Origin of the sequence: Paenibacillus ilasis (assembly GCF_043195395.1) — a bacterium.
Classification (GTDB): domain Bacteria; phylum Bacillota; class Bacilli; order Paenibacillales; family Paenibacillaceae; genus Paenibacillus_AQ; species Paenibacillus_AQ lautus.
The window spans coordinates 109,275-134,051 of the sequence record NZ_JBHDJG010000004.1; the positions used below are offsets into that span (position 1 = coordinate 109,275).

The following is a 24,777-nucleotide window of genomic DNA, read 5'->3' on the forward strand; positions in this document are numbered from 1 at the left end:
TTGAAACACAGAGTCAAGTTGTTTTATATCGCGTTCTCCCTTGGAGGACGCGATTTTTTTAGGCTTTATTTGATCCAGTTTAGGGGGACCCGTGTAGGTGCTCTTATTTATCGCCGATGGATCCGTTATGCTGTGCCGCACCATAAATAACGTGAGTTTTGTAGACATATGTCGACAAGTAAATCTGCGATCGCAAGAAGTTCTATCAAGGCAGCTCTTCGTGCTGAAGGAAGGTTCTCCATGATGATGCGAGATTGATCGGCCTAACGCTCCTCCGGCTGATATCATACAAGTCATGCTTACGCTGATCACTCGCATTGCGGGTGATTGGAGAGACGTAAATAGGGGCGTGGAGAGAATGAGCAAGTTCGAGGACATAGCTGGAAAAACTCATAGAAAATCGCCCGTTCACCATCGGTGAGCGGGCGATTTTTTTACTCCTCTTCCTCTGTGATAACCGTGACCGATGCGCTCGCTTCGCGAGTTGGTCCGTTATCCGATGTTAGCTTCACTGAATTAACGATGAGGGTGTCTTCCTCCACATCCGGAAGCACGAACGGTACTTGCAGTGTCTCGCAGGCTCCGACCTCGAATCGCACAATTCGCACTTGTATACCGAGCAGCGGGTCGGTCAGCAACACGTTCAATAGCGGGACATTGCCCGTGTTGCATGCCCGAATAGTGAAAATTACTTTATCCCCTGGTTTTCCGACCGGATGGTCAACCGTTTTGGTCAACGACGCGTCCGGGAGCGACTGCACTTCTACGGTGACCTCTTGCTGCTGAGGCGGCGTCTGGTCAGGGCGCATCGTGACGATGTTTCGGAACTCCGTTCCGCCTACCGTGCCGGGAGGTATCGGGAGCTGCAGACTGAACACGCGACTCTCCCCGGGTGCAAGCGAAGGAATAATCGTCTGGAAGCCAATCAACTGGTCGAAGACGTTCACGTTCGTCAGCGTGATGTCCGTGGTGTTCGTTACGGTGATCGTCTTAATTACCGTCTCTCCCGGACTCGGCAAATCCGGCGTAGCTTCGACATCCAGATCCGGCAGTTCAGCGGGAATAGCAATGTCTACCCTTACCTCGTCTTCTGCGGGCGGTGTATCGGGAGACTGCTCGGTCCAGGTCACCGTGACTCGGTTAGCGATCACTTGCCCTTGCGGTGTACCTGCCGGTACCGTGAACGAGAACTGCACCCTCTCGGTCGCACTTGGCGCAATGACCGGGATCGTGAGCTGTTGGCCGGTGAGCGAGTCGCGCACGACAACGTTGGTCGCCGGAATTGTGCCTGTATTCGTAACTTCGACAGTATAACGAATCGTCTCGCCCGGTTCCGCGGTAGTCCGATCAGGAAGTTTGCGAACCGCTAGAGTCGTTTCTACAGCGGGACCGATCTCGACGTTCACTTCGGCAATCGTCTCCACTTGCGGCGATTGATCCGAGACGGCTATGAACGTATTCCGAATGACGCTGCCATTTGGTGTGTCCGTTGGAACGGTGAACGTCACCGTCCGGGTAATCGTACCATTCGCAGGGAGTTCTGCGATCGTCTCGCTAAACCCTAGCAGTTCGTCGGTCAGCACGACATTCGTCTGTGGTGTATCCAGTAAGTTCGTTACGGTCAGTGTATACGTAATCGTCTCACCCGGCGCGGCCGTATTGCGGTCAGGCACCTTCTGGATTAGAAGCGACGGCCCTGGGGGAGTTTGCACGAGAACCTCGGCAGATGACTCCAGATCCGGCGATTGATCCGAGGAGACGGTGAACGTATTTCGAATGATGCTGCCAATCTGGGCGTCCGCGGGAACGATGAACGTCACCGTTCGGGTAATCGTCTCGTTTGCCTGCAGGACGGGAATCGTCTCGCTCAGCCCGAGCAGCGCGTCGGTCAGCACGACGTTTGTCAGAGGAATGTTCAACAAATTCGTTACAGTTAGCGTATAAGTGATCGTCTCGCCAGGGGAAGCCGTATTGCGGTCAGGAAGCTTTTGGATCCGAAGCGCCGGGCCCGGAGGCGGAATTACGACAACCTCGGCGATCGTTTCCTGCTCTGGTGTTTGATCGGAGGCGACCGTAAATGTATTTTGAATGACGCTGCTAATCTGAGCGTCCACAGGAATGGTGAATACCACCGTTCGGGTAACCGTTGCATTCGCAGGGAGGAAGTCTATCACCTCGCTTAACCCCAGCAGTGCATCGGTTAGCACGACATTCGTCTGCGCCACATCCAGCAAGTTTGTTACGGTCAGCGTGTAAGTGACCGTCTCGCCGGGAGCAACGGCCGGAAGATCCGGCACCTTTGTCAGCGACAGCCCGAAACCCGTTACCGTGACTGACGATTCCGCTTCCTCGGTTACTCCCTCGTTCGATGTTACGCTAACGATATTGAAAATATCTGATCCGATTGGGGTATCCTGCGGGATGGTGAAATCAAATACAAAAGTTAGAACTTCCCCTGGGAACAGAATGTCTACGAATCTTTCGAATCCAAGCAGCGGATCGAAGACCCGGATGCCTGTCAGCGGCACGTTTCCGATATTCTCTAGCGTGATCGTATACTGGATCGTCTGCCCGACCACCGCGGTGGTCGTCGCCGGAACCTTGCTGATCCCAAGACGCGGATCGCTTAGCACCGTCACATCCGTGCTGTCGGATACGGGCTCCGTCTGATCGCTAGTGGCAACCGCCGTATTCGTATACGTCTGAGGTGGCATTTCCAGCGGGAAGAAGAACGGTATTACGAAAGTCTCGCTTTGTCCGAACGGGAGAAAAGGAATGATGATGTCGAATCCGGTAAGATCGTCCGTCACATGAACATTGAAGAGGTCCGTATTTCCGGTATTGAAGACCTGAATCGTATAATTTACCGTTTCGCCCGGAAAAACGACGTTGCGATCTGCCGTCTTCGTGATATCCAGTCTAGGAACCGGCAGCACCTCGACCACCGTTCCAACTTCCTCTGGATTAGGCAGATTGTCTGCGGTAATCGTCACGATATTGGAAATGGTCAGTCCTGCCTGTGCATCCTTGGGAATGATGAACGGCCAATCGATGACGAATACCTCTCCGACGTAAAGAACGTTGATAAACTGATCCAGTCCGATAAGTGGATCGACGATGTGAACATTGAATAACTCGACGTCGCCTTGATTCACGAGCGTAATTGTAAAGATGACCGTTTCCCCCGGAGCTGCGGCGGGCGGGTTTACCGTCTTGGTAGCTATCAAAGCAGGAGATGGCGTTATGAGAATTTCCGCTTCGCCTGTAAGCGGCTCGCCGAATTGATCCGAGGTGATGGAGACAATATTTCTGAGCGGTCCGAAAGGCGCGTCAAAAGGAACAATAAAATCAAATTCCAAGATGTGGACCGAGAAGGGAGGGATTTCAGGAATGACCTGGAAAATGCCGAGCGTTGGATCTTCAACGACCACGTTCGTAAGCGTTGTGGCGCTTGGGTTGTGGATCTCGATAAAGTATCTCACCGGTTCGCCGCGACGCACCTCGTAGCGGTCCGGAAACTTATTGATCGTCGTCCCCAGACTTAAACAGAGTCTTATGACAAAAGCATCGCTGTCCCCACGTAAAAACGGCTGAAATACGCCAGTAACCGGGAAATCGAAAGAGAAGGTTTGACCGGTCACGAAAACGCAGCCTGTATTGTCAACGGCGATGGCATTCCCGGTGTCGCTTGAGCTGCCGCCCAAGTATGTGGAGAAGACAAGCTCGTTGCCCATGATGTTGAGTTGTGTAATAAAACCATCGCTACCGCCATGGAGGGACGGCTGGAGCGCGTCAGGAGTAGTGGGGAAATTGAACGATGTGGTGCTTCCCGTCACATAAGCGAAGCCTGTGCGCACCGCGATGCCATTGCCTGCATCCGACTCGCCCCCGCCAAGAAAGGTGGAATAGACTTGATAATCGCCGCTCGGACTTAATTTCGTTACAAAGGCGTCGGAAGACCCGCCGCCATAGAAGGGCTGAAATGATCCCGGCGTAACCGGGAAATCAAAAGAAGTAGTGCTTCCCGTCACGTAAGCCTGGCCGAACTCATCAGCTGCGATGCCATGCCCCTCGTCGTCGCCATTACCGGTAAGGAAGGTCGAATACACGAGCGCGAGTCCGCTGGGATCCACTTTCGATACGAACGCGCCGATGACGCCCGTAAGATTGATTTGGAACGCTCCCGGTGTGGTAGGAAAGTCCACGGAGGTCGTCAGCCCCGTCACGTAAGCCTGGCCTGCACCGTCTACCGCAATGCCGCGCCCCGTTTCGATGCCATGGCCTCCCAGGAGCGTGGAATACTCAAGAGCGCTGCCGCCAGGATTCAATTTTGTAACAAAAACATGCTCATTTGCAATAAACCCTTGAAATGCGTTGATGAGGGGGAAGTTGACAGAGGATGTACCTCCTGTAACATAAGCACTTCCTACGTTATCGACAGTAATGCCGAATCCGGTATCAACTCCCTCTCCGCCAAGAAACGTGGAATATATGAGGAAGCCGCCGTCCGGACTTAACTTGGTTACGAACGCATCCTGGGCTCCGCCGATGAATGTCTGAAAAGCTCCCGGCGTCGTAGGGAAATCGGGGGAAAGGGTCTGCCCCGTTACATAGGCGTGGCCGGAATCATCGACAGCAATACCGCGTCCTAGATCAAAGCTGTTGCCGCCGATAAAAGTAGAATACTCGAGAAAGGTGCCGCTGGAATTCATTTTCGTGACAAACGCACTGGAAGATCCGTCTTTGCCAGGTTGGAATGCGCCAGGGGTGATCGGAAAATCAAGGGATAAGGTTTGCCCCGTCACATAGGCATTGTCCTGATTGTCTACCGCGATGCTAAAACCGATATCCGTGTCGCTTCCGCCAAGATAAGTGGAATAAAACAGCACAAACGGATCAATGACGAGCGGATGACCCGGATGATATCCATCGCCGATTTCGAAGCCAAAGACGCAATCCCCTTGGCCCTCAGGCAATACAAATCGGCTTTCCACCGGAACCCTGCTGTCATCAATCACCTGATAGCTGACGGGTCTTTCCTCCGTCAGAACGCCATGAGAGGTATGAATTTGAAGATTACCTTCTTCACTCAAGGACAACTCGTCTGCACCGCGGTAGACGAACCGGATATCGTCAAGTCTGGCGCCGGGCTGAACAACGACATCGTATTTGAATTTTCCGTTGTCCCCATAGAGGACTAAGTCGACTCCGGACCACAGCTCCCGATAGACAATCTCCCGATAGGTTGGGACACCGGTATGCCACTTCGCCGGATCGTTGCCGATAAAATAATTGAATTTCCCCGTGTCTTGGCGACGACCTTCGATTTGCACGTCCGCGTTCGCGCCGAGAAATTGCAGGAAGAGCGCCATCCCCTCCCGCCGATCCGGCGTATTCTTCGTAAGAACAAACTGAATCTCCGCGGAGGAGAACCCGATAGTAACTCCGGGTTTATGCGATAAATAGCAGATATCTCCTCGCGTTTGACCGACATTTTCCGTGAAAGTAAGCGGAACGTTCCTATAGCTCCCGATAGGCGTCTGACGCTTCGTTTCGTTTGGTATCATGGCGTCACCTCCCATATTTTTCCTGGCTCACCAGTAAACAATCACTGTATTCATATATGCGCCGGGCGTTTTATAATGCATATCCACATTTATAAATTTTTCCTTTTGTTGAATGGCGTCATTACGTTCGGCTGCTTACCGGCGGTGAATGGACTCGTCTGAGGTTACAAGGCTATTTTCCATAAATACGGAGTGGAATTTGATGCATAGCGAACGTAAATGAAGAAGAAGGAGCTGCCGGAAAATATATGGATAAAAATGAAAGAACTCTCCGAGTCTGGAGAGTTCTTTTCATTGAGTACCGATCCACTTATTCACTTCATGAATAACATCAAAAACGCAGTCATGTCGGCGGGGCTTCACAAGACGCTGAAGGCCCTGTTTTTGTCCTTTCCGCAAGCTTAGTGATCGATTCAATGTCTTGATCCGTTAATTGATCAAGGAAATGTTTGCGTATTGCCTTAGAGACTATGGGACGGGCATCATCCAATGCCGATTTTCCAGCTGAAGTGATGATGACTTGAACACCGCGATCTGTGTCTAATGGTTTCCTCATCACAAGTTTGCGTTTTTCCATCCGCGTCAGATGATGGGATAATCGACTCTTATCCCAGTCCATCGAGTCGGCCAACTCCTGTTGGCGAAGGCTCCCGTTCCCCAGAAGGACTAACCGATCCAATACCCCATAATCACCCTCTGATAGTCCTGTGTGTTCAGACATCTCTTTTATTACGCGACCGAAAATGCTCTGAAAGGAGCCTTTCCACATATGCCATATTCGCATTTCCTCTTCGTTTAGCTCGTTCTTATCCATAGGAACATCATAACACGGTTGACGTGTCAACCACAATATGCTACAGTTGCTTATAGTTGACGTGTCAACCTATTGTTCTGGCTTATTTCAGGGAACCTGCTTGATCGCTTCCTTCCAGAAGCAGTTTGGCTAATATTTCTTCAAGAAAGGAACATTTATGATGAATATCAACATTAGTTCGCCTAGTCCAGTCGTCTCGGTGAAGCCGGTAGTGCTACCAGCTCCAGATCGCGGTGAGAATCTGCAAGTGCGAGTGTCCGCGCCCGCGGTTGGGAGTGAATTGCCTATTATAGTTTTCTCGCACGGCTATGGCTGGTCGTTGGACGGCTACGGCCCGTTGGTCGACTACTGGGCTGCTCACGGCTTCGTGGTCATTCAACCCACTCATCTCGACTCGAGGACGCTGAACCTTCCTCCTGACGATCCCCGTACGCCACGGATCTGGCGTTTCCGAGTCGAGGACCTGAAGCGCATCCTCGACCAGCTTGATCTTATTGAAGCTTCCGTTCCCGGTCTCAGTGGGCGCCTCGATCGAAGCCGCATCGCCGCAGCCGGACACTCCTGGGGAGGCCAAACGGTGAGCATGCTGCTCGGCGCGCGAGTCCTCGATAACCACGGCGAGCCGGGAGAGGACATGTCCGACTCGCGGATCAAGGCGGGCCTGCTGCTTGCCACGACTGGCAAGGGTGGAGCTGACTTGAGTCCGTTCGCGGCAGAGCACTTCCCCTTCATGAACCCGAGCTTTGCGGAGATGAGCACGCCGACCCTCGTGGTAGCGGGGGACCATGATCACTCTCAACTGTCCACTCGGGGGCCCGACTGGTTCACCGACCCGTACTTTCTGAGCCCGGGCAGCAAGAGCCTGCTCACCCTCTTCGGGGGAGAGCATTCGCTCGGCGGGATCTCCGGTTACAGCGTCGCGGAGACGACGGACGAGAACCCTGAACGAGTCGCCCTGATCCAGCGGCTCACGCTGGCCTACCTTCGCAACGCGCTCGACCTCGACGATTTCAGTTGGCCGGCAGCTCGTGCGGCTCTGAAAGAGAGCGCCATCCCGTTGGGGCGTATTGAGTCGAAGTAAGGGTCTGGCGGGCAGTAACGACCCGACAGCCACGACAATGCCTACTGGCCCTTATGGTAGTGTAAATATTTCAATGAAATAACGAAGGAGCTGCCGCAGCAGCTCCTTTCGTTTTTTTTCGCCTATAGTCCCGTTAAGGAGAACCGTACAACTAGTGACGGATATTTGAAAGTTAGCATTACTAACGAGAAAAACGGGTCACATCGTTGATGAATCGGCATCTCGAAAGAGGTGCTTTTTTCGTTACAGCAAGATTGGGAAAGTGCAGGTCTAGCCATTATGTTATCTTGTGAGCATCCCATCATTATTGCATCAGAATGGAGGGCTTAAAGGAGATTAGGGGTGGCCGGAAGAGACCTATTCATAATCCGAATCAATAGGCAGTTTTTTAACAGGTGCATAGATGTGGTAGGTCGATTCAAGATTGTGAATATCATCAAAAGCTTGAATGAGTTCGATGTGTGAATGTTCAGTTTCCTGCTTGGAGATCTTTAAAAATCTTGCGTAATCCGTTTTGAGGACATCTCCTATATCAAGAAGATCACCAAAATATTTGAATTTGGCACAGAAGAGTTGTGGGACATCAACGGTAAAATAAAAAGGTTTATGGATCTGAATGTCATATGGAATTCCGAACAGGACCTTGAATTGGGTTGAATCGGGTTGGCAATTTGAATAAATGACATAACATGGGCCATGTACGGTTTTATCAATGTCATGTAACAGTTTATGCGAATGAGACCGGATCTTCGTCTTGTAATCATCCGTTGCCAGGTCAACCTCAAAGGCTATGCCGCACACCCGGATGGATTCGAAGTCCATTAGGGTGAAATCGGTAACGATATCACCATTAATGTTTTTGATGGGTCTTCTAACCACGGAAGGGATGGGTGTCTGGGAAATGGTTGAATTTTCTACTCTTAGAGTGCTTGGAGCCATACCGTATTGGTCTTTGAAAGCGCGGGTGAACGATGATGGAGTTCCAAAGTTTAGCTGATAGGCGATATCCGTTAGTGATAAGTGACCGGTATGAATGAATTGTAGGGAGGCGTTCAATCTTCTGGATCGTATGTAGTGGTTTAAAGAACAACCCATCATGGCAGAAAAAAGTCTGTGAAAGTAATATTTGGACATGTTGAAGGAATTAGCCACAGACTCAAGTGATAATGGCTGGTCTAAATTGTTCTCAATATGGATTAAAGCACGCTCTATGACTTCAAAATGGTCCATAATAATCCCCAATCCATGAACAGAATGTTCTGTAACTTATTGCAATTATGGTAATAGCCAAAGGAGGAACGTTATATGACGCAAGACAGAAAGAATGGAATTCTGATCGGAATTTTTTATATTGCCGCTGCGGTCACTTCGGTCATCGCTGTTATTTCTTATGAGCCGGTATTGTCAGAACAATGGTACAGGTCCGCGGCCAATGGATTGAAAACACAGGTTATGATCGGTGTTATTAACGATCTTTTGCTCGTCCTGACTGCAGTAGGGACGGCGGTTATGCTGTTTCCTTACCTTCGTCGATGGAATGAACATCTAGCCCTCGGGTACCTATGCTTTCGATTTATGGAGGCTGTTCTTATTGCCATAGGAGTGGTGAGTATATTAGGTTTAGTTCAGCTTAGTATTCATTATGAAGCAAACCGCATAGCAAGTGAAGACCATCTTCACGAGATCGGCTACATGCTGCAAGCTTTCCATCGTTGGACTTCGACGTTAGGCCCCAATTTTATGCTGGGTATCAATACGGCATTGTATAGTTATTTGCTTTTTAGAACAGGTTTGGTGCCAAGACCGTTAGCGCTATTTGGTATGATTACAGCAGCACTCGTATTCGCAGCCGGTCTATTAGAAATGTTCGGTCTGATCGAACCTCTCTCCGCTGCAAAAGGTTTCCTTGCTCTGCCTGTGGGTGTTTATGAAATGAGTTTAGCAGTCTGGTTCATTGCGAAGGGGTTTCACCAGCAAAACCTTGAAAAATTAAAAGCGAGATAGAGGTGCTTACAGATGCTAACGAGAAAAATTTTACACATTTCTAACCTTGCAAGGTCAAACCAAAATTCAGGTGAAAAGTAGGTAGACTCAGGACAAACGATCTCTATAATGGAATAAGAGACATATGATGCGAGGGGAAAAGGTGAGACGATTTGAAAGCAAATCGGATGGAAGCATTCAGCGATGGTGTGTTGGCCATTATTATTACGATCATGGTGCTGGAATTCAAAGTGCCGGAAGGCCATGACTGGCATGCGCTAGTTGAACTGGGACCAAAAATTATTAGTTATATTTTCAGTTTCGTATATGTCGGCATCTACTGGAACAATCATCATCATCTGCTGCATATGGTTCGAACGATGAATGGACGGTTGATGTGGCTCAACTTGCTGCTCTTATTCTGGCTATCCCTTGTGCCGTTCACGACAGCTTGGATGGGGGAAAGCCATTTTGCACCTACTCCAACGGCGCTGTACGGGATTATTTTATTGCTAGCGGCGTTCTCGTACTGGCTGCTTCAGCGCATGATTATGAACCAGCATTCCGGCGATTCCTCATTCATCGGAGCGATAGGAAAAGACTGGAAGGGAAAACTATCTCCTTTACTCTACTTGACTGCTGCCTTGACCGCTTATGTGAGTGTTTGGATATCCGGCTTCTTTTTCGTACTTGTTGCCGTAATCTGGTTCATGCCGGATAAGCGAATCGAGCACGCGTTGAGAAGCCACTAAGAAAAGCTCTTCGATTCTCGCATGCAGGCGGGCTTCGAAGAGCTTTTTTTGGTTTATAGAGCTTGCTTTCGTTCGATCATGGTCTTGCTTTTCATAGGCATAAATAATGTTATAACCAATGCGATCACGGAGAGAATCATCATGAAGTAGTAGGCGTCGCTTGCCCCTAAAATGGATGTAAGGGATTTAAGGAGCTCAGCAGTCGTTGTAGGATTGTTCTGCATCACATCCGCTGCGTGGCTGGTTGCCTGCACGGTATAAATCGTAATCACGACGGCTGTACCAATGGCACCGGCAATTTGGCGAACAGTATTATTCACGGCTGTACCGTGCGTACCGAGATGTTTAGGCAGCGCATTGAGTCCGGCCGTATTGAGTGGCATGGTGATGAAGCTTAATCCGATTCGCAGGCAAATGGTACGAATCATCAAATACATATACGTTGTTGACTCCGATAAATCTGTTACCGCCCACATGGATGGAATAATAAACAGCAAACCAATGATGAACAGCGGTCTCGCACCGAAACGGTCATATAATTTACCGGTGACGGGTGACATCAGTGCATTTACAAGCGCACCCGGCAATAAAAGCAGTCCTGCATCGAATGCTGTAAAACCCCGACCATCCTGCAGATAAATAGGCAGTAAGATCATGTCTGCGTACATCATCATCGTGACTAGTACGTTAATAAGAGACGTTAACGTGAAGATTTTATTTTTGAAGACAGACAGGTTCAACAGTGGATCATCGGACTTGACTTGTCGAATACAGAATAGGGCCGTTACAACGATCCCGATGCATAAGGATAAGATGACCATTACATCGTCCCAGCCTTTACTGCCTGCACTACTGAAGCCGTATAAAATAAAGCCGAATCCGACGGTTGATAATAGAACGCTTCCCACATCAAGCCTCGACTTGGCTGTTTCGGATACATTGACGAGATACTTGAATGCCAATGCGATGACCATGATGACAAGCGGGATGAGACCGATAAATAACCAGCGCCAAGAGTGGTATTCGACAATAAATCCCGAGAGCGTCGGCCCAATGGCCGGAGCAAAAATCATGGCCAGCCCCAGCAGCCCCATAGCGCTGCCGCGTTTTTCAACGGGAAAGATGGCGAGCACAACACCCATCATGAGCGGCATGATAATGCCGGCACCGGCTGCTTGGATCATCCGTCCTAACAAGAGCACAATAAAGCTGGGCGCCGCCGCACAAATGATCGAACCGATTAATAGAAACGACATGGCGCTTATAAATAATTGCCGCGTAGTAAAGCGTTTCATTAAATAGGCCGTAATCGGGATCAATATCCCGTTGACCAGCATAAATCCCGTTGAAATCCATTGTACCGTTGCTGCCGTGACATTAAATACATCCATTAGATTGCTTAAGGCGACATTTAATAGCGTCTGATTGAGCGTGGATAAGAAACAACCAAGGATTAAGATGGTCAGTAATATCCCTTTATTTATTTTCTTTATGTCTTCTTGCATGGCTGCTGTCCTCTCTTCATTGCTTTTTCGACACAGTGTCAATAAAATATATCTTATCAGCATTGAAGAGTGATTCCTATTTACAATTCGGCTGAAACTGTCAACTAAACGACAGTATGGGGAGATTGGTCGATGAAGTGACAAATAAACGATAATCGAGGGATGACATGGCTGAACATAAAAGAGTGGATCCACGAGCCATTCGCTCCAAAAAGATGCTGAAACAGGCCGTTTTTTCATTACTGGCCGACAATCAGGAAATTTCCCAATTGACCGTTCAAAAAATTGCAACCCGTGCAGACCTAAATCGTGCCACGTTCTATTTGCATTATGAGGATATTAACGACTTGCTGCGCCAGATCGTGCATGAGATCTTTGACGACCTGTCCATGAAAGTCGAGCCGCTATTACAAGTGAAGAGCCGAAACGAACGGGAGCAGCTGATTACATTTTTAAATTATTTTTATGAATACCGGAAAATTTTCGCCGTATTGGTTGAGCATACGGGCTTCAAAACTCACTTGTCGAACCTATTGAAAAATACGATAGAACAGCGCAGAGACGCTAGAAACATCAATTCCACGAGTCGGGTTGCCTCCGTTGATATTGTGGCATCATCCCTTCTCGGGATTATTATGTGGTGGATTAAGGATGGTACCGAGCATAGCGCTGAATACATAGCGGATCAGATTACCTTGATGTATAGAAGAAAGTATTTGTAACCGATTAGGCGCAAAGAGGCCAAGCTTGGAACGTTAGAACCAATATGCATAGAAACATTGAAAATATTCCCAGTCCTCTTTATCATGGACGTATCTTCAATAAAAGTTATGACAGCCAGTTTTTGATATCCTGGCCCAGGAGGAGAAGAATATGCACACATTGGAAAGCATAATGAAGCAATTAGAGCAGCTGGGCATTGACGGCAAAGGGACGCTGTTGGTCCATTCTTCCATGAAGAGTATGGGGCCGGTCGAAGGCGGCGCGGACACGGTCCTCGATGCGCTAACAGCGTATATGAAAGAGGGGCTGCTGGTGCTGCCCACCCACACGTGGTCTTATATCAATGCGGATAATCCAAGATTTTACGTGGACCAATCCCCATCTTGTGTCGGAGTCCTGCCGGAGCTTTTTCGAAAACGCCCGGATGTGGTGCGTTCGCTGCACCCCACGCATTCCGTGGCAGCATTAGGTCGGGATTCCAAAGAGTTCACAAGTGACGATCATCGTTTCGATACGCCATGCGCTAGGGGATCCGCTTGGGGCAAGCTGCTTGACCGCAAGGCGACGATTTTGTTAGTGGGTGTCGATTTAAAGCGCAACACCTTTATTCATGGCGTCGAGGAGTGGGTGGACATACCGGGCAGGTTAACGGATGACCATGAGAAGCTGTATACGGTGTTACCGGATGGGACGGAAATCCCCGTACCTTCACGCAGACATTGCGGGTTGTCGTGGTCGGAGCATTTTTGGAAAGTCGATGAGGTCCTTGAAAGTCGGGGTGCGATGCATAAGGGGTATCTTGGCGATGCCGTTGTCCGCGTATGCGATGCAGCCGCGGTGGCGGATGTCATAACGGAAATGCTCAAGCACAATCCGGATTTGTTCTCGGATAATCATCCTTTGGACCATACCATGCTTAACGTTTAGAGGACGTCATCGACCTACAGATGACGACATGAGAACTGCGGGACGAACTGAATGAAATGTCCGAAACGCTGCGGGTAAAGACTCAATACGAAGTGATTCAGAAGCTTTTGGCGTACTATCACCGGAGTGAGAAAGAAAAAAACGATCTGAGGGATTACCAGGAGCAACAGATGGTGGATTTAGGAATGGATTCAAAGATTCGGTTCAAGGAAATCCAGCAGGTGTTAGGATTGCGGACCGAAGGCGGGGTATTTCAGTTCCTGGGCGACTGCTATCAGGGTTCGTTGCAAATGCCTATGGTGGCGTTCGATACGTACCGAAAATTGAAGATTGATGGTAAGTAGTATACAAAATAGGGGCAGCTGCGCGAGGCCACTCACCCAGCCTATACAAAAAGGAGTTACACAGCAAACGGAAGCAATTCAGTTCCAGGGAAGCGAAAACGGCGCTCACGGTGAAAACGGCTGAAAACCGGAATCGGAGCGCCGGACTATTTCACCAAATTCCGAAATGTCCGGCGAAACGGGAGGTTTTGGGTATGATGTTTGAAGAATCAACGTAGAAGGAATACCGAGTGCTTGACGTGTTCAAAGCCATTTTGTTTCTGCCGAGATAGTAGTGGGATTTCAACACAATAAGGTAGTCCGTATATAGTTGAAGGCAAGTTTTTACTTTAGGTGGGCATAATGGAACCATTGCATGCGACAGAAAGGAAGGATGGGCATGTCTACGGAAATGGATTATCCCTGCATCATCTTGCCGGAAGAGCAAGCGCCCGAAGGTATTCATTGTGAGCGCTGCGAACTGTTCAAACAGCGGAATCGCGTCGTCTGGGGGGAAGGCAATCCGCAAGGCTCGCTGATGATGATCCTGGATAATCCGGGAGCCCGGGAGGACCGGGAAGGAAATGAGTTCTTATGCGGTACCCGGGAAACCCTCCAACTCGGCATGAGGGAAGCGGGTATGGATATACATACGGTTTATGTCACTTATTTGCTGAAACGCCGGCCAATCCGTGCTTACGATAAACCTGCAACCCGAGCGGCATGTCTTCCGCATCTGCAGTCGCAGATCCTTCAGAAGCAGCCGCTAGTACTATTTGGCTTTGGGAATGCCGTGGCCGAAGGATTATTCCCGCAGAAGGAGAATGCCACCGTCAAGGAGCTTCGAGGAAGCTGGCACGAGTTCCAAGAGGTACCGATCGGCTTTACCTATCACCCGCTGGCAGTAAGAAGAAGACCCAATTTGCTAAGGTTCTTTGTTGAGGACTTGAAAGCTTTGAAGGAGAAGTGGGAGGACAGGGCAGCAAGGGAAACATAAATCAACGAATTCTATGAAAAGAGAGCCGCTACGTTACCAATAGATCCTTCGGGCCTCCTCGACGTAGAAATCCAGAAAATAGGCTCCGAACAAATCAAAGGTTATCAAATGTTCACTTATGAAGAAGACCCCTAAATCGCTAAAATAACACGGTGATACATTTACTTGGAGGGGTGATGATAGGGGATGGCAAACCAGAAGTACGTAGAGACAAGACTGCCCAGAAACATCTAAAAGTGATTCCTATGATGTGGGTCATCGTCGTGTTATGCGTAAAGATAGTTGCGGGCCCTCTCATTAGTAAGGTGATGCCGAAATTTGTAGGACAGACCGATGGATTTAATGCAAGAGTATTACTAAATATCGTACTAAATGTAACGGTATTATCTCTTTTGCTCTCCATTATAGGCCCTATGGTTGGTACCAAACAAATAAGTCTGGACCGTTTAAAAATTTCCTCCATACTTGGCCTCGAAACTTTGGCGTAGCGTTCTGAATTGAATTGTTGATCGCACAGCCTATAGCAAGATTCGCAATGAAAGTTTTACATTCAAGACAGGCGGGTAAAGCGGCGAGTGCACATTCGTAATTTTGAAGCTATATGCAAAAAATATAAGAGATTCAACTAACGAGAACCAACGATAGATGAATATTTATGGCGGATGAAGGAGAGCGAGTTTATTTATATGTAGACCCATATGGAAGGAGGAAAAGCCCGATGTTGTGCGATTTACAAGGGGAAGCGAATATGTCACCGATCGTGGGCATGCTGTTCTCGGCTGTGAAAGAAAATAGCCAGCGACTTCAACTGATCACGAAGGGGATGACGCAGGAAGAAGTCGATTACAGGGGGCTCAATGGCAGCTTTAATAGTACCGCCCAATTAATAAGACATATCCTGTATGTTGATTTGAATTGGGTGTACCGAATGAAAGGGGAGCCTCTTCCTCAATCTTTACAAGAACAATATGGCCCCATGATTGATGCGAGTAACCGACTTCCGATGGTCAAAGGCAAGGCTCTCAACACCCTGATATCGGAGTATGAAGATGTGTTAAACATGTTGAAAGACACCTGCACCCAATTACAAGATGCTGATCTAGACCGAGTTGTCACCTTTGGCCATGAGAATGAAAAGCAAGCAACCATTCGCTGGGGATTATGGCATATGGCTGACCACAACCGATACCATCAAGCGCATATTAATCTATTAAGAAAGTGGTATGCAGAAAATTCAATTTCAAAATAAAAGGGGTTATAGGGCAAGCAATTGCCGTATTGAATCCATTTCCATAAAATCAGGGCCCTCTTATGAATGAGAGAGCCCTGATTTATTGGATATTGCGCACTTGCAACCCGGAGCAGACACCGGTTTTTCAACCATTTACATGTTCGCCCAGACTTACCGGGTTACTCCGGCGTTCCTTGCGTTATCCCATGAACATACGTCTGCCAAGGGGTGTCCAGTGCTCCTTGCCCCGGGTTATAGGTAAAGAAGTACTCGACGGTATCCCCATGCTTCAAGTTATTGACAGGGTAGGTATAGCTGCCGTTCCCCGTTGGGGCCATGGCTACGTTCAGCTGCCCGCCATGATTGACCTTATAGTGTAAATCGGCAAAGGTCGCGCCATTGACATAGAACATCAAGTCATCGCCGATTTTCTTCAGGCCCTTCACCTCATCGCCGATGACAATCACGGTGGATGGTGCCTGCACAACGGTAATGGTAGCGCTGGCTGTTTTATTGCCGTCAGCGGTCGTCGCCGTGACGGTTGTCGTACCCGGGGCAAGCCCTGTCACGAGACCGCTCGGACTCACGGATGCGATGCTGGAACTCGAAACGGACCAGGTGACCTGCTTATTCGTTGCATTGGACGGTGCCACGCTGGCGTTTAATTGAGCACTCTGCCCGACTTCCACCTGTGCTGTGGCTGGATTCACCGTTACGCCGGTAACGGGCACGTTTCCCGGATTCTGGCCGCCGCCTTCTCCTTCTTTATACACACGCACATAGTCCACCTGCATCGTTGCAGGAATATCGGACGGATCCGGGGTCCGGCCGCCGTCAAAGGTCCCGCCGATCGCCAGATTCATAATGAGGTAGAACGGCTGATCGAAAGGAGCATTCGGATTGTTCGGCGCCGCTGCGGAATACCATTGATCCTGGGTTACTTTAAAGAAGAACTTGCCATCCACATACCATTTAATGCTGTCCTCTTCCCAGACGACCGAGTAGACATGATAGTCATTGGCAAAGGTTTGCCCCTCAGGGAAGTGATATTCGCCGGAAAGATGCCGGTTCGTCGGCCATTGCCCCCCAAAGTGTACGGCGCCGCTCGTCGCGCCAGGCAGGCGTCCTCTTGCTTCCATCACATCGATTTCACCGGAGGATGCCCATGTCCCATACACATTATCCTGCGGAAGCATCCAGAGCGCAGGCCAGATGCCGTTGCCTGTAGGCAGCTTTGCACGGAAGTCCACTCGGCCATACTTAAGGGAGAAATGATCTTTGGTGTTAATCTTGCCGGAGGAGTATTGTGCATACCGATTTGGATCCTGCGGGAAGGATTTTGGCTCGTTTAAGGCCTTGATATTAAGCTTTCCATCCTGCACATAAACATTTTGTGCATGATCGGTATAATGCTGCAGCTCCGAATTGCCCCAACCCCAAGTATTGGGATCGTCGCTGAGATAATAGCCTGTTTCATAATTCCATTTGCTGAGATCGAGCGCAGTTCCGCTAAATTCATCCTGCCAGATGAGATCCATGCCCTCGATGGCCGAGTCGCTTGGCGTTCCGATCGGAATATCCTCCTGATCGGTTACATCCGGACGGGGAGCATCCGGGTTGCCAATCAAAGTATAGTTGACGAAATTGCTGCCCACACTTCCACCTGCCTGCCCATTTAGCGGATAGCCGATACGGATCTGCATATCCTCCTGGATCGGCTGAAACCACAGGCCATAGATATGGTCGGCCCAATATCCCCACTGATTGGCATCAGACATGTTGTTGTAGCCATTAGCGGCATATACAAATCCGCTCTGACTCGAATTGTCCAAATCCACCCATTGCCCGTTGATATGGATCTGGTATACGAAATTGCCAAGCTCGTTGCCGATTGGCGCACCCCCATCAATTTTAGGCAGTGGGATGCCGATAGCGCCGCTCGCATCGGCTGTAAAGGTCGTTCCTTCATAAGGCGTAAGGTCATAAGAATTTCTTACGGGCTCATTAAAGGTGATGGTATATACGATGTTAGCCGAAGAGGTCTTTGACTCTAATTTGACGTTAATCGATTCCGTTACGTTAAACCAGTAGCCGCCGCCTCCGTCGGTGAATTGTCCGAAGTTCTGATCATAGATCCAGCCGCTGGCTGCATTGTTGTCGATATCGATCCATTGGCTGCTGTTTACAGGCTTCACATACACCTTTAAATCATCCGCTACGGCCGCATAGGTTATCGCGGGATCATGGTTGAAAGTCGGATAGGTAAAGCCGGCACCGCCCGTAAAACCTGCCGTGATTTGCGGGCCTTGCGTCGGGGTCATCGCCGTGATGGTTGTTTTGTTGATGTTTTGAAAGACAAGTGAATATTCAAGCGTGACCCCATTGGCTTTGGAGTGCAGCTGAATTTCGGTCGTTGCGGTGAGCGTGAACCAATAGCCGGTAAAGCCGCCGTCGTTCCAGTGACCCCAATTCTGGTTATAGACAAAGCTGCTGACACTGTCGATATCAACCCAGCTGCCATTTACTTTCACCTTTACTCCCAGGTCCTGGGCAACATCATTCCAGGTGGCGGAGCCTCCGTTGAAGATCGGCATGACAAAACCGTAGCTAGCCTGATCAACCCCTGATTTTGTGATGACAGGCCCGTCTGCTGCCGAAAAGTAAGACATTGAGGTAATGGTAGTCCCGGCAGCCTCAGCTGCCTGAACCTTCGAGGTCGGCCATAGGCCGATGCCAGCCAGCATCAGGACCGCCAAGAACAAACTCAATCCCTTTTGCCTTAACCGCCTTTCCGTAATGTAAGATCGCCTCATAAATACCCTCCCTTAATCATTATGGATTCTCCCAGACTATGCGCGCAATGGAAAACGCTTACACCTAAGAACATCTTTATTCTATCGAATTTCATAATCAGAAGGATAGGTACCATTTTTTTGGTTGTGTCCCATTATTTCGGGTTTTAGGCGGGGATAGATCATTCATCAAAAAAGGAGTGAAACGCACCCGGCGTTCACTCCTTATGCTGCAGCTGTTTCATCAAGGTCTTCATAAAATGCTCCTGGAACCGCTTGGCGTCGACACCGGTGCAGACGTTGACGTTCGGCCGAGCGGTACAACGCGGACGCAGATCGGCAATGGTTCTGCCATAGGAGTGAATGCCTTCCAGATCCACCTGCAGCACCATCGGCTGAACCTCAACCAGGCTCGGGTCGATCACGACGGCTACCGCCAGCGGATCATGCAGGGCACAGCCGGTCCGGTCGCCATAGGCTTCCCGGTAGCCTCCGATATAGTAGGAAGTCATATCGGCCAAGAAGCGGGTCAGGTCCGAATCCAGGTCTCTCCAGCGCTGAATATCCTCCAGACTGAGCTCGGTCTGCATGGTCACGTCCAGGCCGACCAGCGTAATCGGAGCTCCGGATTGGAAGACGAACTGGGCCGCTTCCGGGTCGGAGTATACATTCGCTTCCGCATGCATCCGGCGGTTGCCCGGCACGCCCACGGCTCCGCCCATAATGATAATCTGACGGACCAACGACGATATCTCCGGCGCCTGCAGAATGGCCGCAGCCAGATTGGTCAATGGGCCGACGCAGATCAGCGTTACCTGCTTCGGATATCGCCGGACCTGATCCACCATAAAGGCCGCGGCGGACGTGGAGACCGGCTTGGCTCCCGGATCGGGGAATGCTAGGTTGCCGAGTCCATTCTCGCCATGAAACTGGACGGGATAAGACTTGATAGAGGGATGGAACAAGGGGGCGGCTTCCCCCATGGCGACAGGGATTCCGGTTGCGCCAAGTCGCTCCAGCACATGGAGCGTATTGCGAGTGGCGTACTCTACCGGAACGTTTCCGAAGGAGGTCGTTATTCCCAGGATATCAAGAGCCGAAGAGCGGACGGCATAGGCAATCGCCAGCGCATCGTCCACGCCCGTATCCACATCCAATACGATTCGATGCATTAATCATGCTCCTTCCTCTGACGGTTATGACAGCACCGTGCGAATGTAATGCTGTAGGAATGCCTCTTCACGGACCTGCATGCAGACAGAGGCATTGGTCCGTGACTGCGGACGCCTGAAGTCGACCAGCGTTGCACCGGAAGATACCTGTCCCTTTGTCTCGATATAGACGTAATAATCCTCCATCTCCACAAGGGAAGCGTCCTCGACGACAGCCAGCGCCAGCGGATCATGCATCAGCCGATATCTGCCCTCGTTCAAGCGGTCGCTTGCCTCAAAGCTGAAGGTGAATATATGGTGCATGAATGCTTTTAATTCTGCCTGTTCATCCGTGAAACCGTTCATAAGCTGTTGAAAATGAGCCTCGCCGAACTTGGCCTTTCCGGTCACGTCCAGGCCTACCATCGTAATCGGAATCCCGGACTCGAACACCCGGTGCGCCGCTTCGGGATCGCCGTGGATGTTGGCTTCGGATACGGGCGTTGTATTGCCCGGCACCTTGATGGCGCCTCCCATCAGCACCAGCTTGGCTTTCTGCGCGATCGACGGGTCTTTGGCGAGCGCCACCGCCAGATTGGTCAGCCTGCCCGTGAATACCAGGGTAATGTCATGTGCCTGTTCCCGTACCTTCCGCACGATGAAATCAGATGCCCTCTCGTTCACCCGCGATTGGCGCGCCTCCGGCAGTTCGTATCCGGCCAGGCCGTTGGCTCCATGAATGGCGGTTACGTTCTCGCGGCGAGGGCGAAACAAAGGGGCGTCCGCTCCCATGGCAACGGGAATTTCGTACCGGGGCTGTGCCAATTCGAGCACCTGGAGCGTATTCTCCGTCGCCTGCTTCACGTCCACATTGCCGAACACCGTTGTAATGCCTTCTATATGCAGCTTATTGGATTTTACGGCAAAGATGAGCGCCAGGGCATCATCCACGCCGGTATCCACATCCAACAAGATGTGCTTTACCTGCTCCATATCGTCACTCCCTTATTCCATCACTTATGCTTGGCAAGCTCGTCCGCAAGCTCCGCTATCGCCAGGATGTTGCGGCCGATCTCCAGGGAGTTGCAGAGCCTGCTAATATGCGGCTGCTTCAGCATCGCCTGCTCCAGTACATCCAGATTCCAGAAGATGGCCCGCTTGTCGTCATCCGCAATGACCTGGCGGTTTGCCATGACGATGACCCGATGGAAGTTGTTCACGACAAATTCCATATCATGCGTGATGGTGATAATGGTTTTTCCTTCCTGGTTTAAAGCCTCGATCAGATGGGCGAGCCGCGCCATGGCCGGAAGATCCTGACCTGCCGTCGGTTCATCCAGAATGATGACACTGGAATCCATCGCAATGACGGAGGCAATCGTTACGAATTTACGCATGGAATAGGGCAAATTATACGGATTGTCCTTAAGAAACGGGACGACGCCTGCCAGCTCCGCCGCTTTCATGACGTTTGCTTTGACCTGTTCTTCCGGAAGGCCGAGCTTGCGGGGGCCGAATTCAATCTCGCTGTACACATCGTTATGAAAGATCTGGTCGTCCGGGTTCTGGAATACATAGCCGACCTTCCGCGATATTTGCGCGGTGGTATAATCCCGCGTATTCCAGCCGTCGATGACGACATCTCCCTCGGAAGGCTTGAGGAGCCCGTTCATCATCTTGACGGTGGTCGTTTTCCCTGCCCCGTTCTGGCCGACAATGGCAACGGATTCCCCCTTTCGGAAGGACATGTTGACGCTATCCACCGCTTTGTAGCCGTTCGGATAGGCATAGGAAACATTCGTTAAAGTCAGAAAGCTCATGCGTTAACCCCCTTCTTCATCCATGTCTGCACGGCCTCGAGGGCTTCTTTTTCCGTTAAGGGGATGCTGCCGAGATCCATCCCCCGTTTGCGCATGTCCAGGCCGAACAGCGAATATTGGGGGAGCGCGGCTCCGAATGCCAGGGCACGCTCATCGGTAAGAATCTCCTGCGTGCTGCCTTGCATAGCCACTTCGCCCTCGCTCAGCAGGATGACATCGTCGGCATATTCGGCAATCAGCTCAATTTTATGTTCGACGAGAATGATGGTTTTTCCCTTTTTCTTCATCAACTCGATAATCTTGAACACTTCTTCCGTCCCCTTCGGATCAAGCTGCGAGGTTGGCTCGTCAATAACCAGCACATCCGGCTCCATGACGATGATGGAGGCGAGCGCAACCCGCTGCTTCTGGCCGCCGGAGAGCTCGAACGGGTTTTTGTCCCGCAGATAATCGATCTCCAGCATGTGGATGACCTGATCCACCTTCTCCCGGATAAGTCCGGGCTCCATGCCCAGATTTTCAAGGCCAAATGCAATCTCTTCAAACACGTTATCCTTCACGCCGCTGATCTGTGTAAAAGGATTCTGGAACACATAGCCGATTTTTTGGGAGAGCTCGCCCATTTCCCACTCACGGATATCCTTGCCTTCGATCAGCACCTCGCCGTGCAGATCTCCCTTATAGAAGTGGGGGATAAACCCGCGAATGACGTTGCACAGGGTCGTTTTTCCGCCTCCGTTGGCCCCGATCAGCGCATACAGCTTGCCTCTTTCGATCGTTACGTTCACGTTCTTGAGTGCATCGGATTCGCTGATCGGATATTGGTAGGATAGATTCTTGATCGTAATGATACTCATAGCGCAACTCTCCAGACGATTAAGATAGCAAGCAGTACGACCAGCAGTATTTGTACCAGCCGGTCATGCTTTGTTTTCTCCAGTTTGTAGATGCTGCTTTTTTTGACATTGGCCGAGAAGGCTCTCGACTCCAGCGTCAGTACCCGTTCCTCCGTGCTGGCCACGGAACCGAGAATGAGCGGGCTAAGAGTCGGCAGGAAGGCCTTCATGCGGACAAGCAGCTTGCCTTCGGTTTCAACGCCTCGTGTTTTTTGGGCATCCATGATGACGTGGGTCAGCTTTTTCATCTCCGGAATGAGCTGCAAGGTGGACAAGATGACATAGGTTACTTTGGAAGGCAGGCCGACCTGTTCCAGGGAATGGACCAAATCCTTGACCTTGGTGATGCGGAAGAACAGAATAAAGGTCGATGCCACCGCGACGATTTTGGATGTCAGGAACAGGGCGAATTCAAGTCCTTCCCGCTTGATAGAGAAGATGCTCCAGCTCCACAGAATGTCGTTGCCGGGATAGAAGAAGCTCTGCAGAATAAAGATGAACACAACAATCATCAGCAGTGCCTTGATCGCCAGATTGGAAAATTCCTTGAAGCTGCCGGCAAAGTAGGCCAGCACCATGCAAATCGGCAGAACGGCGTAGCTAAACCCGTAGCCGGGCACGATAAATGCTGCCATACATAAAGCGATGGTAATCATAAACTTGGTTGTTGGATAAAGACGGCTCAATAAGGACCGTTCGTTATTCACAAGAACCCCTCCTTTATGAAAGCGTATCCATTACGGACTACACGTCATTTCTTTTTGATAAAAGCTGCACCGTAATTGAGCTTGGACAAGTATCTCGGGGACATCTTCATCACGATGACAAAGGCAATGACGTTGCTGATGATTTTGTCGACGCTTTCCACCAGGATTTTGGTTGAGAAGACCGCTGTCCAGATCTGCTGACCGGAGGCCAGAAATGTAGCAACCACGGCATCCGAAGAGTTGCCTGTCGCTCCGCCGAACATCAGCACCTGGATTGGAGAAGCCACGATCAAAACGGTCAGTACGACAGCGAATGAGGACAAGATGACTTTCCACAGCTTCGTATACATGCCTCTCATGGAGAGCAGGCCGACCACCAGACCGACGGCCATTTGTACAGGCGTAAATGCGAACGAGACCGGGTTCGTTATGCCGACAACAAGATTGGTGCTGGCCCCCGTAATCATACCGACCCAAGGACCGGCGATCATGGCCGTCAGAATCGTCCCGATGGTGTTCAGGTAAATCGGCAGCTTGAGCAGCAGTATAATTTGCGCGCCGACAAAGTTGATTGCGATCCCAATCGGGATCAACAAAATGGCCAACAACGAAAAATCATATTTAAATCCGCGTTTGATTCCCATTGATTTTTCCCCCTAGAGCATAGTTTGTTTTCAAGCAATCCCTATTCGTCCGCTAAGATGGTATGGAGCGCGACCTCGACCATGTCGTGGAAGGATTTCTCGCTGTCTTGATGGGACGAACGTTCATTGGTCAGCAGATGGCTGCCTACCGTCAATATGGACAGGGCCCTGACGCCGTATTTAGCAGCCAGCGTGTACAGGGCGGCACTTTCCATCTCAACCGCGAGCACGCCGAAGTCCATAAATTTATGAAGACGGTCCAACGTTTCTCTATAGAATTCATCGGAATTATAGATATTGCCGACAAAGACATTCACCTGCTTCTCCTGAGCCAGTCGATGGGCTTTGCTTAACATGTCATAATCGGCTGTTGGCGCGTAATTGCAGCCATAAAATATTTTTTCCATCAGATTGCTGTCCGAGGATACGGCTTGAGCCAGTACGATGTCGCGGACCTGAAGCTCTTTTTGCATGGCCCCGCACGTACCGATGCGGATCAGCTGTTTGACCCCGTAATCCTGAATCAGCTCCGTCGCATAAATGCTCATGGTCGGGTTGCCCATTCCTGTACCTTGGACCGAAACGGGAACTCCTTTATAAAGGCCGGTGTACCCGTACATGCCCCTCACTTCGTTGTAACAATATACCTCCTCTAAAAAGTGCTCTGCTACAAACTTCGCCCGCAGCGGATCGCCGGGCAGCAGCACACGTTCAGCGATTTCTCCCTTCTTTGCTCCCAAATGTATGCTCATCTTGCTCCTCCTGCTTACTGGCCTCCCTCTTAAGAAAGCGCTTTATTATTGATCTGCCTTCATCATAGTCAGAATCGGAGGGATAACCAAGACCAGAAAGTTACGGAGCCTA

General features: G+C 50.3%; 21 protein-coding genes. 9 read left to right on the forward strand and 12 right to left on the reverse strand.

The annotated features are described in order from the left end of the window. Positions 1–434: 434 nt before the first annotated feature. Positions 435–5,567: a DUF7507 domain-containing protein gene (locus ACETK5_RS27970; protein WP_394059184.1), complete on the reverse strand. Its 5,133-nt coding sequence runs from the start codon at positions 5,565–5,567 to the stop codon at positions 435–437. A gap of 219 nt (positions 5,568–5,786) precedes the next feature. On the opposite strand from ACETK5_RS27970, the gene ACETK5_RS27975 reads away from it, so the two are divergent. Beyond that, the gene (locus ACETK5_RS27975) at positions 5,787–5,972 is read left to right on the forward strand and encodes a hypothetical protein (RefSeq protein ID WP_394059553.1); all 186 of its coding nucleotides are present in this window, start codon (positions 5,787–5,789) and stop codon (positions 5,970–5,972) included. Here ACETK5_RS27975 and ACETK5_RS27980 read toward each other — a convergent pair. Beyond that, positions 5,911–6,381, reverse strand: coding sequence for a MarR family winged helix-turn-helix transcriptional regulator (locus ACETK5_RS27980; protein WP_394059186.1), 471 nt, complete (start codon positions 6,379–6,381; stop codon positions 5,911–5,913). The two genes, ACETK5_RS27975 and ACETK5_RS27980, sit on opposite strands and share 62 nt — an antisense overlap. A gap of 160 nt (positions 6,382–6,541) precedes the next feature. Between ACETK5_RS27980 and ACETK5_RS27985 the strand changes: the two genes are divergently transcribed. After that, positions 6,542–7,462, forward strand: coding sequence for an alpha/beta hydrolase family protein (locus tag ACETK5_RS27985; RefSeq protein WP_394059188.1), 921 nt, complete (start codon positions 6,542–6,544; stop codon positions 7,460–7,462). 357 nt (positions 7,463–7,819) lie between these two features. Here ACETK5_RS27985 and ACETK5_RS27990 read toward each other — a convergent pair whose 3' ends face one another. Then, on the reverse strand, positions 7,820–8,692 hold the full coding sequence (locus ACETK5_RS27990; protein WP_394059190.1) for a helix-turn-helix transcriptional regulator: 873 nt from the start codon (positions 8,690–8,692) through the stop codon (positions 7,820–7,822). Between the two features lie 75 nt (positions 8,693–8,767). Between ACETK5_RS27990 and ACETK5_RS27995 the strand changes: the two genes are divergently transcribed. Further along, positions 8,768–9,466: a DUF4386 domain-containing protein gene (locus ACETK5_RS27995; protein ID WP_394059192.1), complete on the forward strand. Its 699-nt coding sequence runs from the start codon at positions 8,768–8,770 to the stop codon at positions 9,464–9,466. Positions 9,467–9,618: 152 nt separating this feature from the next. Then, positions 9,619–10,197 (forward strand): TMEM175 family protein, encoded by a 579-nt coding sequence (locus ACETK5_RS28000; RefSeq protein WP_100541269.1) that lies wholly within the window; start codon positions 9,619–9,621, stop codon positions 10,195–10,197. 53 nt (positions 10,198–10,250) lie between these two features. On the opposite strand, the gene ACETK5_RS28005 is transcribed toward ACETK5_RS28000, so the two are convergent. Continuing rightward, positions 10,251–11,702 carry a DHA2 family efflux MFS transporter permease subunit gene (locus ACETK5_RS28005; protein ID WP_326118519.1) on the reverse strand — a complete coding sequence of 484 codons (1,452 nt, stop codon included), beginning with the start codon at positions 11,700–11,702 and terminating at the stop codon, positions 10,251–10,253. A 167-nt stretch (positions 11,703–11,869) separates the two neighbouring features. Between ACETK5_RS28005 and ACETK5_RS28010 the strand changes: the two genes are divergently transcribed. The 5 genes from ACETK5_RS28010 to ACETK5_RS28030 all read left to right on the forward strand — a co-directional run bounded on the left by ACETK5_RS28010 (position 11,870) and on the right by ACETK5_RS28030 (position 15,921). Continuing rightward, positions 11,870–12,424: a TetR/AcrR family transcriptional regulator gene (locus tag ACETK5_RS28010; protein WP_100541267.1), complete on the forward strand. Its 555-nt coding sequence runs from the start codon at positions 11,870–11,872 to the stop codon at positions 12,422–12,424. Between the two features lie 151 nt (positions 12,425–12,575). Then, positions 12,576–13,352, forward strand: coding sequence for an AAC(3) family N-acetyltransferase (locus ACETK5_RS28015; RefSeq protein WP_326111267.1), 777 nt, complete (start codon positions 12,576–12,578; stop codon positions 13,350–13,352). Between the two features lie 56 nt (positions 13,353–13,408). Further along, positions 13,409–13,696 carry a hypothetical protein gene (locus ACETK5_RS28020; RefSeq protein ID WP_394059195.1) on the forward strand — a complete coding sequence of 96 codons (288 nt, stop codon included), beginning with the start codon at positions 13,409–13,411 and terminating at the stop codon, positions 13,694–13,696. Positions 13,697–14,075: 379 nt separating this feature from the next. Then, positions 14,076–14,672, forward strand: a complete 597-nt coding sequence (locus ACETK5_RS28025; protein ID WP_394059197.1) for a uracil-DNA glycosylase — start codon at positions 14,076–14,078, stop codon at positions 14,670–14,672. Between the two features lie 718 nt (positions 14,673–15,390). After that, positions 15,391–15,921, forward strand: a complete 531-nt coding sequence (locus ACETK5_RS28030; RefSeq protein WP_326118524.1) for a DinB family protein — start codon at positions 15,391–15,393, stop codon at positions 15,919–15,921. 161 nt (positions 15,922–16,082) lie between these two features. On the opposite strand, the gene ACETK5_RS28035 is transcribed toward ACETK5_RS28030, so the two are convergent. The 8 genes from ACETK5_RS28035 to deoD form a co-directional block, all read right to left on the reverse strand. Further along, positions 16,083–18,716, reverse strand: a complete 2,634-nt coding sequence (locus ACETK5_RS28035) for a family 16 glycosylhydrolase (RefSeq protein WP_394059199.1) — start codon at positions 18,714–18,716, stop codon at positions 16,083–16,085. 197 nt (positions 18,717–18,913) lie between these two features. Continuing rightward, positions 18,914–19,867 (reverse strand): nucleoside hydrolase, encoded by a 954-nt coding sequence (locus ACETK5_RS28040; protein ID WP_394059201.1) that lies wholly within the window; start codon positions 19,865–19,867, stop codon positions 18,914–18,916. A 24-nt stretch (positions 19,868–19,891) separates the two neighbouring features. Further along, a complete protein-coding gene (locus ACETK5_RS28045; protein WP_394059203.1) occupies positions 19,892–20,839 on the reverse strand; it encodes a nucleoside hydrolase in 948 nt (315 codons plus the stop codon). Between the two features lie 20 nt (positions 20,840–20,859). Next, positions 20,860–21,666, reverse strand: a complete 807-nt coding sequence (locus ACETK5_RS28050; RefSeq protein ID WP_326118528.1) for an energy-coupling factor ABC transporter ATP-binding protein — start codon at positions 21,664–21,666, stop codon at positions 20,860–20,862. After that, positions 21,663–22,523, reverse strand: a complete 861-nt coding sequence (locus ACETK5_RS28055; RefSeq protein WP_394059205.1) for an energy-coupling factor ABC transporter ATP-binding protein — start codon at positions 22,521–22,523, stop codon at positions 21,663–21,665. The genes ACETK5_RS28050 and ACETK5_RS28055 overlap by 4 nt, the downstream gene beginning before the upstream one ends. Further along, positions 22,520–23,269: an energy-coupling factor transporter transmembrane component T gene (locus ACETK5_RS28060; protein WP_394059207.1), complete on the reverse strand. Its 750-nt coding sequence runs from the start codon at positions 23,267–23,269 to the stop codon at positions 22,520–22,522. Before ACETK5_RS28060 ends, ACETK5_RS28055 begins: the two co-directional genes overlap by 4 nt. Positions 23,270–23,313: 44 nt before the next feature. Continuing rightward, entirely contained in the window at positions 23,314–23,913 is a 600-nt protein-coding gene (locus ACETK5_RS28065; protein ID WP_015738050.1) for an ECF transporter S component, read from the reverse strand. 41 nt (positions 23,914–23,954) lie between these two features. Next, entirely contained in the window at positions 23,955–24,665 is a 711-nt protein-coding gene (gene deoD, locus ACETK5_RS28070) for a purine-nucleoside phosphorylase (protein WP_394059209.1), read from the reverse strand. Positions 24,666–24,777: the final 112 nt, after the last annotated feature.